This window comes from Streptomyces sp. NPDC002144, from assembly GCF_053593695.1.
This window is the reverse complement of the sequence record NZ_JBSFDB010000029.1, coordinates 37,614-52,270: the sequence shown is the minus strand read 5'-3', so window position 1 is coordinate 52,270 and position 14,657 is coordinate 37,614. Positions and strand designations below refer to the sequence as shown.

Genomic DNA, 14,657 nt, shown 5'->3' with positions numbered 1-14,657 from the left:
AGGGGCCGGCCGATGATCTTGGGGGTGTCGAGGGCTTGGACGAGTTGGCGGCGGCGTGGAAAACCAGTGGAAGGGCGCCGACTTGGGCCCCTACCGTGCTGCCGACCGAGTCGTCTGGGTGAGGACGTGCCGTTGTACACCGTGTGAGACCTCCCGAGCGCTGAATCGTCGCGCGTCGCACCTGTGCGCCGCGCTCCTTTTGCTGCGGACTTCTCACTGAAACCGGTGTACTTCTGTGCTCACCAACTGGGTGGTCATGCCCACCTGCCTGCCGCTCGTCCTGCGCCGTTGCCATACGTGCGCGTCGGAGCGTTTCCGGGCGAACGGTAAATTCCGCGTCAACGCGAACCACAAGCTCATCGACGCCTGGCTGCTCGTGCTCTGCACGGCGTGCGGGGAAACCGCGAAGCTCACGGTTTTCGAGCGGATGAACGTGCGTTCAGTACGACCTGAACTGCTGGACCGGCTGCACGCCAACGACCTCGGTCTGGCAGCCGAGTTGCTCCAGGATCCTGTCGTACGGCGGCGTGATCGCGTCGCCCTCGACTGGGACGGCGCCTGGCGCCTCGACACGGGCGGAACCGATCACCTGGACCGCGAGGTGATCGACGTCTCGGTCCACTTCGCGGCGCGGATTCCGGTCCGGCCGGTGCGGCTCATCGCGGAGGGCTGCGGGCTTTCGCGAGCCGAGGTCGAGCGTCTGATCACGGAGGGGAAGGTCGTTTCGGCGATCCGCCTGAACGGCAAGCTCTCCGGCGACTTCACCTTCACCCTGAAGCGCTGAGCCCTCCCTGGAATGGGGCCTGTCCGGCAGGATCTTCCGGACAGGCCCGGCCCCGGTATTTGAATAGGTAGACGTGAGGAGACACCTTGGTCAGCCCTTCAAACTTCGGTGCGTTGCTGACCCGGCTCATCAATCACCGCCGCATGGCTGTCGTACGGCTGTCCCTGGAGTCCGGCGTTCCGGTGACCGAACTCCGCTCGATGATGACGGGCACTCCGCCGAGGGCACCGCAACTCACGGCGCTCGCCCCCGCGCTCGGCCTCCACACCGCCGATCTCTTTGTGATCGCCGACTTTCCTAGAACGGCACCGGCACCACTCACATCCCGCGACCGGGGCGTAGGAGCCGCGATCGTCGATGTTGTCCGCGTCTTGATGGCGCTACCGCCGGAGCAGACAGCCCACATCAATCGACTCGTTGATCAGATGCCTCTGGAATCGGAGGACAGCCCGCTCGCTTCACCGTTCATCTACGACCAGCGTGAGGCCGGGTTCGGTGCGGTACTCGGCAACCTGCTGTGCGGTAACCGGAATCTGCGCTCTGTGAGTGTCGCGGCGAAGGTCCTGGCAGTGATGACCGACGGCGGCCTGTACCGGGCCGCTTCCACCATCAGCGGCATCGGAAGGGGCCGAGTTCCAGTGACCCCGGGCGTCGTGACGGGCTTCGCGACCGCACTCGGCATTCCGGGCGGCAGCCTTGCCGCCATGGCGGGAGTCGAGCTCGGGAAGCCGTCACGACCTGATGATCCGGCGGTTGCCGAAAGGGCGGAGTTGCTGTGGAAGTGCCGGCGGCTGACCAAGGCTCAGGTCGAGTACGTGCGGGGCGAAGCGGAGTCGATGCTGGTAGCGGTGCCGCAGGATGCGCCCGGCGAGGACTGGCACCGGGTCCGTCATCGGGATGGACGATGGTGGGGCGCACCGAGGGGCTGACTGGCTTCGACGGCAATTCGACTGATGCCCGGGAGTTTCCCGGTGCCTGAACGTTTTGTCGCGGCTCGACCGGGCCGGACTCGTGGAGAGTGCGGAAACTGCTCACCGAGACCGAGGAGGCGTCCTGACCAGGGCTGTCTGACGACCGTAGAGTGCCCGCATGAGCATCATCGGCGTCGGGATCGACGTGGCTGAGATCGCGCGGTTCGAGGCGTCGCTGAAGCGGACGCCCGGGATGGCGGAGCGGCTGTTCGTGGAGAGCGAGTTGTTGTTGCCGAGCGGTGAGCGGCGGGGGGTTGCCTCGCTGGCCGCGCGGTTCGCCGCCAAGGAGGCCCTCGCCAAGGCGCTCGGGGCGCCGGCGGGGCTGCACTGGACCGATGCCGAGGTGTATGTCGAGGACAGTGGGCAACCGCGTTTGCGGGTGAAGGGGACGGTGGCGGCCCGGGCGGAACAACTGGGCGTGCGGTCCTGGCACGTGTCGCTCAGTCACGATGCCGGGGTTGCCTCGGCCGTAGTCGTCGCCGAAGGCTGACTTGTCGGAAGGGTGGGGGCGCCGTCGTGGCCTTGGCTACCGCGTTCACGAGGTTGTTCGGCGTGCGGTATCCCATCGCGTCGGCACCGATGGGCGGGTCCGCCGGTGGGGCGCTGGCGGCTGCCGTTTCCCGCGGGGGCGGGCTTGGACTGCTCGGTGGAGCGTACGGTGATCCGGCCTGGCTGGAGCGCGAGTTGCCGGTCGTGGCGGGGGCCGGTCAGCCCTGGGGTGTCGGGTTTCTCAGCTGGGCCGTGGGGGTTCGGGCCGTTGAATTGACGTTGGAGTACCGGCCCCATGCGGTGATGTTGTCCTTCGGCGATCCGCGTCCCTTCGTCGAGCGGATCCGTTCGGCGGGGGCCGCCGTGGTCATTCAGGTCACCGATCTCCACGAGGCTCGGCGGGCGGTGGATCTCGGCGCCGACGTCATCGTGGCTCAGGGGACGGAGAGCGGTGGCCATGGGGCCCGGAAGGGGCGGTCCACCCTGACCTTCGTGCCGGTGGTCGTGGATCTGGCGGGCGGCGTGCCGGTGCTGGCCGCCGGGGGTATCGCGGATGGGCGGGGAATCGCCGCCGCGCTGGCGCTGGGCGCGGCCGGGGCGCTCATCGGCACGCGGTTCCAGGCCACCGCCGAGGCCACCGTCGATCCAGCCGTCGTCAGGACGATCCTCGACGGGCGCGGGGAGGAAACGGAACGCAACCGGATCCTTGACATCGCCCGGGGCTCCGACTGGCCGTCCACCTACACGGCCCGCACCCTCGGTCATCCCTACCTGGACCAGTGGCGGGGACGGGAAGCCGAACTCGCCGCCGATCCGCGGGCGGCCCAACTCGCCTACCAGGCCGACGTGGCGCGCGGCGAAATACCGCCGCTGCCCGTGTGGGCGAGCGAGGCGGTCGACCTCATCACCGACCTCCCGCCTGCGGCCGGCCTCGTCGCCACATTGGCCGAACAGGCGGAGAAGGCACTGGATCGGGCGAGGAGGGAATGACAAGGGGAGGGGAACGCGGCCGCGTTGGGGCAGCCGGCGCCCACGGCAGGTGAACGGCGGGATCCCGAGAAGCGGCAGGACACCGGGGCCGTACAGCAGGGCCGTACAGCAGGGCCGTAGAGCAAGGTCGTACAGCAGGGCCGTAGGGCAGGCCGTACAGCGACTATGGGCATATCCAGCAGTACAACCTCTGTCCCCGCCCCACCGCCCGTTCCGCCAAGGCGGACAGTTTGCGGAGGAAGTCGGCCAGGTCTGACGGGTCCGGTGGGGTGTAGAAGGCGCCCGAGGCCGCCCAGCCTTGGGCGACGGCGTCCAGCAGCTGCTTGTCGAAGGCCGCGAGGGCGTCGCGGAAGGTGTCCGTGAGCGAGAGGCTGATCGCTCCTGCGTCCTCGACGGCGGCGATCAGCTCACCGCGGCGGGGATCGGACTCGACCGTCTCCGCCGACAGGCCGGTGATGAGCGTCTCGGCGGGCAGCAGGTCGACCATCGGGTCGATGCCCTTCACCTCCACCTCGTCGTACCCCGCCCCGAAGAGCTCCTCGTCCTCGCGCACGATCGCTCCGGCGGCGTCCCCGTCGTCCGCAGCGGCGTAATAGCCGTAGATGACTCCCATACGGCCGATCATGGCAGCCGCCACTGACACTCGACCCGGTGCGGTGAACGGCCGGGGTGCGGAGCGGGGCGTCGGCGGGGGAGACTCGGTCGCATGCGTACTGCCTACAGCGTGGAGACGGTCAGGAACGCCGAGCGGGAGCTCATGGCGCGGCTTCCCGAAGGGGCGTTGATGCAGAGGGCCGCGGCCGGCCTCGCCGCCGCCTGCGCCGAGATGCTCGGGCGGGTCTACGGCAGCCGCGTCGTACTGCTCGTCGGGAGCGGGGACAACGGAGGCGACGCCCTGTACGCCGGCGCGCGGCTCGCCCGGCGGGGCGCGGGAGTCACGGCGCTGCTGCTCACGCCCGAACGGGCGCACGCCGGGGGGCTCGCGGCGTTGCGGCGGGCCGGGGGGCGGATCGTCGCCACGGGGGACGCTCACGCTCGTACGCCCGAGGCCGAAACCGAGGCCGGGGGCCACACTGTCCGGCCCACCGCCAACTCCGCAGCCGCCGCCGGGTTCGACGTGGTCGAAGAGGCCGTCCTCCGGGCCGATCTCGTCGTCGACGGCATCGTCGGTATCGGCGGCAAGGGTGGACTCCGGCCCGAGGCCGCGCAGTTGGCCGGCATCGCCGCGGACGCCCGCGTTCCCGTCGTCGCCGTCGACCTGCCCAGCGGGGTCGACGCGGACAGCGGTGAGGTGCGGGGGGAGGCGATGCGGGCCGACCTCACCGTTACCTTCGGCACGCACAAACCGGGGCTGCTGATCGATCCCGCGCGCGAGTACGCCGGGTCGGTCAGGCTCGTCGACATCGGGCTGGCGGACGTACTGCCCCTCGAACCCGAACTCGAGGCACTGCAGCACGCCGACGTCGCCGCGCTGCTGCCCGTGCCCGGCGCCGAGAGCGACAAGTACCGGCGCGGGGTCGTCGGGATCGCCGCCGGGTCCGTGCGGTATCCGGGCGCGGCCGTGCTCGCCGTGTCGGGGGCGCTGCGGGGTGGCGCCGGGGCCGTGCGGTACGTCGGGCCGGCCGGGGACGCCGTCCTCGCCCGGTTCCCCGAGACGCTGGTGTCGGACCAGGGGCCGCAGAAGGCGGGGCGCGTGCAGGCGTGGGTCGTGGGACCGGGTGCCGGGGACGACGCGGCGACCGTCGCAGAGGTGCTGGAGACGGACGTACCCGTGCTCGTCGACGCGGACGGGCTGCGGCTGGCGGAGCGCGATGCCGTACGGGGGCGTACGGCGCCGACGTTGATGACCCCGCACGCCGGAGAGGCCGCCGCGCTGCTCGGCGTGGCGCGGGAGGAGGTCGAGGGGGCGCGGCTCGCCTCCGCGCGCGAACTCGCCGCCCGTTACGGCGCCACCGTTCTGCTCAAGGGCTCGACGACGTTGGTCGCCGACTCGGATGGCGGGGTCGTACGGGTCAACGCGACCGGGACGGCCTGGCTGGCGACGGCCGGCAGCGGGGACGTCCTGTCGGGGCTCGCGGGGTCGCTGCTGGCGTCCGGCCTCAGCGCACTGGACGCGGGAAGCGTCGCGGCCTACCTGCACGGCCTGGCCGGACGGTTCGCCGCCCACGGGGCACCGGCCGGCGCCCACGACGTGGCGGAGGCGATCCCGGCGGCGTGGCGCGACGTACGGGACTGACGGCCCGGCGCGACGTGCGATCCCGGCGGCGTGGCGCGACGTGCGGGACTGACGGCCTGGCGCGACGTGCGGGGCTGACGGCCCGGCCCGATGTCCGGGACTGACGGCCTTGCTCGGCTTGCGGGACTGGCGAGCTGACGTGGCGTGTGGGACTGACGTTCTGGCTCGGCTTGCGGGACTGGGGGCCTGGCGCGACCTCCGGGACTGACGGCCTTGCTCGGCTTGCGGGACTGGCGGGCTGGCGAGACGTACGGGACTGACGGCCCGGCCTGGCCCGGCTTACAGGAGGGGCCGGCCGACATGGCCTGTGCGATGGACGGCCTAAAGCTCGACCGTGCGGGAATGACGGGCTGGCTGGACGAGCGGGACTGACGACGGTCTCGCTCGGCTTGCGTGAACGACGCGCTGGCTCGACGTGCGGCCTGACCGGCTGACGCGCCGCCGGATCTCTCGGTCCGCTCGTTGCCGCCCGCGGCGGGGCTGGGCGGAAAGGGTGACCCCGCCGCGCGGCACCCCGGTCCGGCCGTTCCCGCGCGTTCTTCTGATGGGATGATCAGAATCAGAAGGCGTATCGCGTGCCGCGGCCTCGCCGTCGTGCTCGCAGCCGTCACCGTCCTGCCCGTCGGCACCCCCGCCCTCGCCGCCCCCGTGCTCGCCGCCCCCGCGCCCCCGGTCCCCGCTCCGGGGCCGCAGGTCGAGCTCGTCCCCGGTGTTCCGCCGGGTCCCGCCCAGTCCTGGCAGATCGACACGCCCGATCAGGTGCTCGCGCCCAGGGTGTACGCACCGAGCGCCGATGAGGACGCCGTCGAGCCGCGGGACGCCGCCCCGGGGACGTACGACCTCGTCGAGTACGTGCCGCTCGCCGACGCCGTCCAGAAGGTCGCCTGCAGCAAGCGGACCGGGCCCTACCAGCGGGGCGTCGAGCGGTGGCTGAAGCTGAAGGTGGACGGCAAGCAGTCGGCCGCCGACTGCCGGGCCATCCGGGCGTTCCAGGTCACGTACGGGATCAAGCCCGCCATCGGCTTCGCCGGGCCCGTCACCTGGGCCACCATGCAGCTCATCGGCGCGCAGAAGAACCCCAACGCCGCCGGGAAGTGTCCCGTGCGCAGCTACCGCGTCGCCTGTGTCGATCTCGACCGGCAGCTCACCTGGGTGCAGAAGGGGAAGCAGGTCGTCTACGGGCCCGTGCCGATGCGGAGCGGGCGGGTCGGGCACCGGACCCGTACCGGCTGGTTCAAGATCTACTGGAAGCACAAGAACCACTGGTCCACGCTCTACAACTCGCCCATGCCCTATGCCCAGTTCTTCAGCGGCGGGCAGGCCTTCCACGCCGTCTACGGGAGCATCTACACGACTGTCGGATCATGGGGATGCGTGAATCTGCGGCTCGCGGACGCGCGGAAGCTCTGGGGTGTGCTGAAGACCGGGGACCACGTGTACGTGTGGGGACGGCGGCTCGGAGCCTAGCCGTCCGCAGGGGTTGTCGGACCCCTCTGAGACACTGGGGGCGCCATGACTGAGACAGCCACTGCCCCGACCGCGCCCCTGCGGGCCCGCGCCGAGATCGATCTGGCCGCCCTGCGCGCCAATGTGCGGGCTCTGCGTGCCCGCGCGCGGGGAGCGCAGCTCATGGCCGTGGTCAAGTCGGACGCGTACGGCCACGGCGCGGTGCCGTGCGCCCGCGCGGCCGTCGAGGCGGGAGCCGCCTGGCTGGGGACCGCCACCCCCGAGGAGGCCCTCGCGCTGCGGAAGGCGGGGCTCGACGGCCGGATCATGTGCTGGCTGTGGACGCCGGGCGGTCCCTGGCGGGAGGCGATCGAGGCCGGCATCGACGTGTCCCTGAGCGGCATGTGGGCCCTGGATGAGGTCATCGCGGCGGCACGGGAGGCGGGCGTCCCCGCGCGCGTGCAGCTCAAGGCCGACACCGGGCTCGGCAGGAACGGCTGCCAGCCGGGGGAGGACTGGGCCGAGCTGGTCGCGAACGCCCTGCGCGCCGAGGCCGACGGGTTCGTCCGGATCACCGGGCTGTGGTCCCACTTCGCCTGCGCCGACGAACCCGGACATCCCTCCGTCGCCGCCCAGCTGACCCTCTTCCGCGAGATGCTCGCGTACGCCGAGCAGCAGGGCGTCCGCCCCGAGGTGCGGCACATCGCCAACTCGCCTGCCACCCTCACGCTCCCCGAGTCCCACTTCGACCTGGTACGGACCGGTATCGCCCTGTACGGCATCTCGCCGAGCCCCGAGGTCGGCACACCCTCCGACTTCGGACTGCGGCCCGTGATGACGCTCGCGGCGAACATCGCCCTCGTGAAGCGTGTTCCGGGGGGTCACGGCGTCAGTTACGGGCATCACTACGTCACCCCGGGCGCCACGACCCTCGGACTCGTGCCGGTCGGGTACGCCGACGGCGTCCCGCGGCACGCGTCCGGCACCGGGCCCGTCCTGGTCGACGGCAAGTGGCGGACGGTCGCGGGGCGGGTGGCGATGGACCAGTTCGTCGTCGACCTCGGGGGCGACGAACCCGCGGTCGGCACGGAGGCGGTGCTGTTCGGACCCGGCGACCGAGGCGAGCCCACCGCCGAGGACTGGGCGCAGGCCGCGGGCACCATCGCGTACGAGATCGTCACGCGCATCGGAACACGTGTTCCTCGCGTCTACGTGAATGAGCAACAACCGGGGTAATCGCACGGAGTGCACCCCGCCAAGGTCAGCAACACCAGCAGTCCGTGCAGCAACAAAAGCAGTCACGGCAGTAACACCAGCAGTCCCTTTCGTAACACCAGCACCACCCGACCCAGCGAAGATCAGTCCGGCGAAGAGGAGCGGTACGTGAGCGAGAGCAGTGCGGAGGCCGTCGCAGCCGTAGCCTCCGCCACGGGGGCGGCCGCCAACTGGCGCAGGGCGACCGGCATCGCGGGCGCCGCGATAGGCGTGGTCGCCGCGGGCGCCGCGGCGGGCGTCGCCATAGAGCGGCTCACCGTCGGACGCGGCATGCGCAGAAAGGCCCGGCTCGCCCTCGACGCGACCGGTCCGTACGGCTCGCTGCGCGGCACACCCGGCAAGGCGTACGCCGACGACGGCACCGAGCTCTACTACGAGGTCGACGACGTCGACCCCGACGCCGTGCCCGCGCTCGGCCCGCGCCGGCGGCGGCTGTTCGGCCGCAAGGCACCCGCGCCCGTCACCGTCGTCTTCTGCCACGGCTACTGCCTCAGCCAGGACTCCTGGCACTTCCAGCGCGCGGCCCTCAGGGGCGTCGTACGGACCGTGCACTGGGACCAGCGCAGCCACGGGCGGTCCGGGCGCGGGGTGCGGCAGGTGCAGGACGGGGTACCGGTCGACATCGATCAGCTGGGGCGGGACCTGAAGGCCGTCATCGACGCGACCGTGCCCGAGGGGCCGATCGTGCTGGTCGGACACTCCATGGGCGGGATGACCGTGATGGCCTTCGCCGACCAGTTCCCCGAGCTGATCCGGGACCGGGTCGTCGCCGCCGCCTTCGTCGGTACGTCCTCGGGGCGGCTCGGCGAGGTCAACTTCGGGCTGCCGGTCGCCGGCGTCAACGCGGTGCGGCGGATCCTCCCCGGAGTGCTGAAGGCGCTCGGGCAGCAGGCGGCGCTGGTGGAGAAGGGGCGGCGGGCCACCGCCGATCTGTTCGCCGGGATCATCAAGCGGTACTCGTTCGCCTCGAAGGACGTCGACCCGGCCGTCGTACGGTTCGCCGAACGGATGATCGAAGGCACGCCGATCGACGTGGTCGCCGAGTACTACCCGGCCTTCGACAACCACGACAAGACCGAGGCCCTGGCCCTCTTCACGGACATGCCGGTGCTGGTGCTGGCCGGGGTGCAGGACATGGTCACGCCCAGCGAGCACAGCGAGGCGATCGCCGATCTGCTGCCGGAGGCCGAACTGGTGCTCGTCCCGGACGCCGGGCACCTCGTGATGCTGGAACACCCGGAAGTGGTCACCGACCGGCTCGCCGACCTCCTCACCCGCGCGGGGGCCGTACCCGCAGGGGCTAACGTGGGTGGCTATGGAAGCACCAGCAGCACCGCACAACCCGGCTGAGACCGAGTCCTCCGTGCCGTCCGTGGCGTCCGTGGAGATCACCGTCACGTCCGCCGAGCAGATGCGGGACCTCGGCCGCCGGCTGGCCAAGCTGCTGCGCGCCGGTGACCTCGTGATGCTGAACGGGGAACTCGGCGCCGGCAAGACGACACTCACCCGCGGGCTGGGCGAGGGCCTCGGCGTGCGCGGGGCCGTGACCTCTCCGACCTTCGTGATCGCCCGTGTGCACCCGTCCCTGGGCGACGGGCCGCCCCTCGTGCACGTCGACGCCTACCGGCTGGGGGGCGGACTCGACGAGATGGAGGACCTCGACCTCGACGTCTCGCTGTCCGACTCCGTGATCGTCGTGGAGTGGGGCGAGGGCAAGGTGGAGGAGCTGACCGACGACCTGCTGAACGTCGTCATCCACCGTGCCGTCGGCGACACGACGGACGAGGTGCGGCACGTCATGGTCGCCGGGCTGGGTGAGCGGTGGGGGACCGTCGATCTGGGCGTGCTGTCCGCCTGAACACCGGTCGTTTCGCGTGAACGTTCCGACAAGACGTCGGCAAGATATTGCATTAGGCGTCTTGTGCGTGGTCACATGGTATCCAGCTCGTGGTTAGGTCTACCTAACTACGCCCGCCCCCCGCTCCTCAGGAGGCGTCCATGTCGGCCACGGAACGATCGCTCCCGGAACGGGCGGAGAAGCTGCCGCGCACGGTGCCCGGAGCGTCCGGGGTGTCCATGCGGGACCTGCTGGCGTCCTGCGCGGCCGCGACGGTGATCTCCACGCCCCCACGCATGCCCGACCCGGAACTCGTCGAACGCCCCGAGGCGGCCTGACCCGACGGTCCAGCGCCGCCCGGTCGGACGGCCCGAGTCGGCTTGGCCGGCCGGCCGGCCGGCGGGGTTCGGGACCTCCCCCGGGAGGGTTCGCCCGCCTCCGCCCGCGACCGGCTCATCCGCCTCCGCCCGCGACCGGCTCATCCGCCTCCGCCCGCGATCGGCTGATCCGCCTCCGTCCACGACCCGCTCATCCACCGAAGCGGGCGAGCCAGTCGGTGTGCTGGGGGGACATCAGGTGCTCGGTCTCGGCCACGGCCTGCGGCCACTGGTCCTCGGGCACGCTCATGGTCAGCGCGGCCCGCTGGGTCTCCAGCCCCTCGCGCACCAACTCGTGGGCGTACGACAGCGGATGGTGCCGGCGGGACTCCAGCCAGGCGACACCGGCCGCCGCGGCGGCGGCCAGCAGGCCGCTGAGGTCCCAGTTCGCCGCTATGCCGGTGCTTCTGGCCACCGCGGCCGCGAGGGCCAGCAGGGTCAGTGACGCGGTCAGCGTGGACCAGGCGGTGGCGGACCGGTGCGCCTGGCCCGCCCGGCCGCCGTACCAGCCGAGCTGGTCGAGGACGCGGTCGCGCAGGTAGATGTCCTTGCGGGCCGCGAACGGCTGGGCGCGTACCGCCCGCATGGCGCGGGTGATCTGCGGATGGCGCGGATCCTGCGGCTGCTGGCCGCTCGGCGGGACCCAGGGCCGGCCGGGGTCGTGGGAGGGTTCCTGCCAGCCGACCCGGCGCAGGGGGCGCAGCCGTTCCTCCAGCTGCTGGTGGAACAGTCCTTCGGGGTCGGGGACGGCGGAATGGAACGGTCCGCCGTGGACCATGTACTGCCAGGCCAGCGACTTCACCGTCTCGGCGGCGTCGCGGTGCGCCTGCCAGTGGGCCCGTGCCCGGCGCCGGCGGATGACGACGCCGGCGACCACCGTGAGGCCGTACAGCAGGGCGGACAGGGCGGTGAGGACGTGGCTGTTGAAGCGGTCGGCCAGGGTGGCGCAGCCGGTCGCCACGAGCAGCAGTGCCAGCTCGGTCCTGGTCGCGCGGAACGATTCGCTCTGACGGTTCAGTGCCCACCGGTCGTTGGAGCGGAACAACGGGGGCAGATCGTCGTCTCCTATCCTCGCGCCCGGCCCCGGAACGTTCTGTCCGGGAGTGGTCGTGGCCGCCATGCGTCACCTCGCCAAGAAGAGGGGAAGACTCATGGTGACTTGGGGCCGCACGGGTGCCAACACCGCCTCGGACAGGAGGGCTTGGCAGTGCTGACCGGATCGAGCCGCACACGGAGACCTGGAGTTCTACGCACGCTGGCCCTTCGTTGATCTATGTGCTTCCCTGAGACGAGAACCGAACAGCACCACTCCGTCCGCAACTCGGCATACGGAGCGCTGAGTTGTGGCCTGACGCAGGTCCACATCCGCGAGCCCGGGCCACGCCCGGACCTCCGCGGTTCGAGCGAGCACGGGGGGTCCATGGAGACGCCGTCGAGTGACCTGGAGTTCGACGTGCTGAATCTGAGCGGTGTCACGGCCGTCGAACTGGACGAACTGCCCGACAACGCTCTGGTCAGGGCCATGAGGAGGGTGCGGCGGGACGTTGTGGAGCGTCATGCGATTGACGTGGCCATGTTTGACTCGTCGATCTGACGGACGGGTGAAAAGCCGGGGAACCGCATGGCAGGAGGTGGCACGTGCGTGATGCGAACCCGTTCGTCGAGTGGGTGGTCAAGGTCGCCCAGCCGTGCAACCTGGCGTGCGACCACTGCTATGTGTACGAACTGCGCGACCGGACCTGGCAGCGCAAACCGTCTGCGATGGCGACCGCGACCGCCGATCGGCTGGCGGCGCGCATAGCCGAACACGCCCGTCGGCACGCCCTGCGCCGGGTTCGGGTGACTCTGCACGGGGGCGAGCCGTTGATCGCCGGTCCGGCTCGAATCGAACACCTCTTATCAGTTCTGCAGCAGGAGCTGCGGGGCACGGCTGACTGTGATATCTCCGTGCAGAGCAATGCGACTCTTCTGAACCCTCAGTGGATGGAACTGTTCCGCCGACACGGGGTGTCGGTAGGCGTGTCTCTTGATGGCGGGCGTGAGGCCAACGATCGTCATAGGCGGGCGAGGAACGGACGGAGCAGCTACGACGCTGTCCTGAGGGGGTTGGAACTCTTGCGCAGGCCCGAGAACAAGGCGCTGTTCGCGGGCCTGTTGTGCACGATCGATATTTCCAGCCCGCCCCTCGACGTCTTCGAGTCGCTTCTCGGCCATGCACCGCCCGCAGTCAACTTCCTGTTACCGCACGCCACTTGGGAGCACCCCCCGCCGGGTCACGATCCGGACCGAACACCGTATGCGAACTGGCTCCTTGCTGTGTTCGAACGGTGGTACACGGCGCCGCGCCAGGAGACCCGGATCCGCCTGTTCGAGGACCTCATGGACCTTGCGCTCGGCGGTGACGTCCGGTCGGAGAGCGTCGGGCTCGCGGAGACGGACTTCCTCGTCGTCGAGAGCGACGGGACCATCGAGTTGTCCGATTCCCTGAAGGCCACGCGGGACGGCGCGGCGGCGACCGGACTCGACATCTTCGCGCACGACTTCGACGCCGTCGCACGGCATCCGGTTGTGGCCGACGCCCGGCGCGGCGGACTGTCGGCGCTCGCCGACGTGTGCCGTGGCTGTGAGGTGGTCCGCCTGTGCGGAGGCGGAGTGCGGGCCCACCGCTTCCACCCGCGCACCGGCTTCGCCAACCCCAGTGTGTACTGCGCGGATCTGCGCGTGCTCACCACCCGGATCCGGGACCGTGTCGTGGCCGACGCCGCCGATCTGCTCGGGACCGCGTCATGACGGGCCCGGCGACGCTGCGGATGACCGCGGAGGACTTCGCGAGCCTGGCGGCCTGCCGACCGTCCTCAGCCGCGCTGCGGGTGCTGCGGGACGGACAGGTCTCCCGGCGCCTGCTGATGCTGAAGAGCGTCGCCGACGTGGCCCGCGAGGGTGCGCCGGGGTTCTGGGCGTCGCACGCGTCGGCCGCCTGGGACCTGTGCATCCGGGCTCGCAGGACGGACGTCCGGGCCTTCGAGGACGTACTGCTCCATCCCCATGTCGGCGTCTGGCTGGGCCGTTGCCTGCGGGCGTCGGACGGCCCACGCCCGGCCCTCGGCTCCGACCTCGCCCGGCTCGGGGGCCTGGCCGCCGCTGCCGCGTTACGTGCCGGACTGCGTCCGCATCTCGCCCTTCCGGCGCCCGAATCGCTGCTGTGGCTGCCCACCCTGGGGGACGTCCGGCTGCCCCCGGGTGTGGGAGAGGTCAACCTACGGGGCGACGTCCTCGAGTGGGGTGGCCGGTCGCTCGTCGTCATGGGGGAGCGGGAGCGTATGGCCCACCATGACGAGTGGCATGCCCCGCGGCGCCTGACGGCCCGGGCGCCGGGCGCCCCTCCGCTGACGGTGGTTCTGGAGGACGGCGACCCCTACCGGGACGCGCACGGTCATCCGGTGGACGGCAGACAGACGGCCCAGCAACTGCGTGTCTGGCAGGCTTCGCTGACGTCGGCCTGGCACGTGCTGAACCGCCTCGTCCCCGAACGGGCCGTCGCGTGCGCCGAATTGTGGACGGCACTGGTGCCGCTGCGGCCCTCGTGGACAGGGCGCGGTGTGAGCTCCTCGGCGCGCGAGGCGTACGGGGCGATCGCGGTCTCCTGCACCGCCGACCCGGTGCGACTGGCGGAGACCGTCGTGCACGAGACCACCCACATCGTTCATGCGGGCCTCGCCGACCTGGTCGATCTCGCCGATCCGGAGGACCGCACCCTGCACAGGGTCGGCTGGCGGCGGGACGCTCGCCCCGTCGCCTCCGTGCTCACGGGAACGCACGCCCATCTCTCCATGATCGACTTCTGGCGGCGCCGTCGGCAGGAACTGACCGGCGAACAGGCCCGCCGCGCAGACGCACGGCTGCACCACTACGGCCGACAGGTCGCCGCCGCTCTGGGGATGCTCCAGCTCCATCCCGCACTGACGTCCGTCGGCGCCCGCTTTGTGGCGATCATGGTGGAAGAGGCGGCGCGCTGCGGTTTTCCCGTACACCCACGGTCATCCGTCCTGCCTCAAGGAGCGTCATCCGTTCGTGTGGCTTCCTGGGGGACCCCGTACCAACTGCGCAGACCCGCCGCGTCCGCCGCCGTGCAAGGCGGTGCGGGCCTTGCACGGCGCGCCCGATGCGGTGCGAAGACGTCCGACGGCACGACACCGGGGGCAGACTGACATGAGGGTGCGGTGGCACGGCGGGGACGCGGCGGCGCGGCCGG

Annotated in this window: 15 protein-coding genes; 13 read left to right on the top strand and 2 right to left on the bottom strand. The window is 71.2% G+C overall.

Annotated elements, in window-relative coordinates; genetic code table 11:
• Nucleotides 1–235: 235 nt before the first annotated feature.
• The 4 genes from ACWCQ1_RS34950 to ACWCQ1_RS34935 all read left to right on the top strand — a co-directional run bounded on the left by ACWCQ1_RS34950 (nucleotide 236) and on the right by ACWCQ1_RS34935 (nucleotide 3,234).
• Nucleotides 236–784 carry a DUF1062 domain-containing protein gene (locus ACWCQ1_RS34950; protein WP_451028194.1) on the top strand — a complete coding sequence of 183 codons (549 nt, stop codon included), beginning with the start codon at nucleotides 236–238 and terminating at the stop codon, nucleotides 782–784.
• Nucleotides 785–870: 86 nt separating this feature from the next.
• On the top strand, nucleotides 871–1,713 hold the full coding sequence (locus ACWCQ1_RS34945) for a hypothetical protein (RefSeq protein WP_451028193.1): 843 nt from the start codon (nucleotides 871–873) through the stop codon (nucleotides 1,711–1,713).
• Nucleotides 1,714–1,873: 160 nt separating this feature from the next.
• On the top strand, nucleotides 1,874–2,245 hold the full coding sequence (locus tag ACWCQ1_RS34940; RefSeq protein WP_133043264.1) for a holo-ACP synthase: 372 nt from the start codon (nucleotides 1,874–1,876) through the stop codon (nucleotides 2,243–2,245).
• Nucleotides 2,246–2,271: 26 nt separating this feature from the next.
• Entirely contained in the window at nucleotides 2,272–3,234 is a 963-nt protein-coding gene (locus ACWCQ1_RS34935) for an NAD(P)H-dependent flavin oxidoreductase (RefSeq protein ID WP_451028192.1), read from the top strand.
• Nucleotides 3,235–3,397: 163 nt separating this feature from the next.
• Here the strand turns inward: ACWCQ1_RS34935 and ACWCQ1_RS34930 are convergent, their stop codons facing one another.
• Complete coding sequence (locus ACWCQ1_RS34930) at nucleotides 3,398–3,847, bottom strand: hypothetical protein (RefSeq protein WP_358593203.1); 450 nt, start codon at nucleotides 3,845–3,847, stop codon at nucleotides 3,398–3,400.
• Between the two features lie 93 nt (nucleotides 3,848–3,940).
• Here ACWCQ1_RS34930 and ACWCQ1_RS34925 point away from each other — a divergent pair, with 93 nt between their 5' ends.
• From ACWCQ1_RS34925 to ACWCQ1_RS34900, 6 genes are all read left to right on the top strand, one after another.
• Entirely contained in the window at nucleotides 3,941–5,470 is a 1,530-nt protein-coding gene (locus ACWCQ1_RS34925; RefSeq protein WP_451028191.1) for an NAD(P)H-hydrate dehydratase, read from the top strand.
• Between the two features lie 549 nt (nucleotides 5,471–6,019).
• Nucleotides 6,020–6,937 carry a L,D-transpeptidase family protein gene (locus ACWCQ1_RS34920; RefSeq protein ID WP_451028190.1) on the top strand — a complete coding sequence of 306 codons (918 nt, stop codon included), beginning with the start codon at nucleotides 6,020–6,022 and terminating at the stop codon, nucleotides 6,935–6,937.
• A gap of 45 nt (nucleotides 6,938–6,982) precedes the next feature.
• Nucleotides 6,983–8,152: an alanine racemase gene (gene alr / locus ACWCQ1_RS34915; protein WP_451028189.1), complete on the top strand. Its 1,170-nt coding sequence runs from the start codon at nucleotides 6,983–6,985 to the stop codon at nucleotides 8,150–8,152.
• A 147-nt stretch (nucleotides 8,153–8,299) separates the two neighbouring features.
• Nucleotides 8,300–9,541: an alpha/beta fold hydrolase gene (locus ACWCQ1_RS34910; RefSeq protein ID WP_358593207.1), complete on the top strand. Its 1,242-nt coding sequence runs from the start codon at nucleotides 8,300–8,302 to the stop codon at nucleotides 9,539–9,541.
• The gene (tsaE, locus tag ACWCQ1_RS34905; protein ID WP_451028188.1) at nucleotides 9,507–10,049 is read left to right on the top strand and encodes a tRNA (adenosine(37)-N6)-threonylcarbamoyltransferase complex ATPase subunit type 1 TsaE; all 543 of its coding nucleotides are present in this window, start codon (nucleotides 9,507–9,509) and stop codon (nucleotides 10,047–10,049) included. Before ACWCQ1_RS34910 ends, tsaE begins: the two co-directional genes overlap by 35 nt.
• A 140-nt stretch (nucleotides 10,050–10,189) precedes the next feature.
• On the top strand, nucleotides 10,190–10,366 hold the full coding sequence (locus ACWCQ1_RS34900) for a hypothetical protein (protein ID WP_358593209.1): 177 nt from the start codon (nucleotides 10,190–10,192) through the stop codon (nucleotides 10,364–10,366).
• Between the two features lie 190 nt (nucleotides 10,367–10,556).
• Here ACWCQ1_RS34900 and ACWCQ1_RS34895 read toward each other — a convergent pair whose 3' ends face one another.
• A complete protein-coding gene (locus tag ACWCQ1_RS34895; protein WP_358593348.1) occupies nucleotides 10,557–11,450 on the bottom strand; it encodes a DUF4231 domain-containing protein in 894 nt (297 codons plus the stop codon).
• A gap of 375 nt (nucleotides 11,451–11,825) precedes the next feature.
• On the opposite strand from ACWCQ1_RS34895, the gene fxsA reads away from it, so the two are divergent.
• Genes fxsA through ACWCQ1_RS34880 form a run of 3 tightly spaced genes read left to right on the top strand, consistent with a single transcriptional unit; the run spans nucleotide 11,826 to nucleotide 14,613 of the window.
• A complete protein-coding gene (gene fxsA, locus ACWCQ1_RS34890; RefSeq protein WP_133043257.1) occupies nucleotides 11,826–11,999 on the top strand; it encodes an FxSxx-COOH cyclophane-containing RiPP peptide in 174 nt (57 codons plus the stop codon).
• Nucleotides 12,000–12,043: 44 nt separating this feature from the next.
• On the top strand, nucleotides 12,044–13,195 hold the full coding sequence (locus ACWCQ1_RS34885) for an FxsB family cyclophane-forming radical SAM/SPASM peptide maturase (protein WP_133043256.1): 1,152 nt from the start codon (nucleotides 12,044–12,046) through the stop codon (nucleotides 13,193–13,195).
• A complete protein-coding gene (locus tag ACWCQ1_RS34880; RefSeq protein WP_451028187.1) occupies nucleotides 13,192–14,613 on the top strand; it encodes an aKG-HExxH-type peptide beta-hydroxylase in 1,422 nt (473 codons plus the stop codon). Before ACWCQ1_RS34885 ends, ACWCQ1_RS34880 begins: the two co-directional genes overlap by 4 nt.
• Nucleotides 14,614–14,657 lie beyond the last annotated feature (44 nt).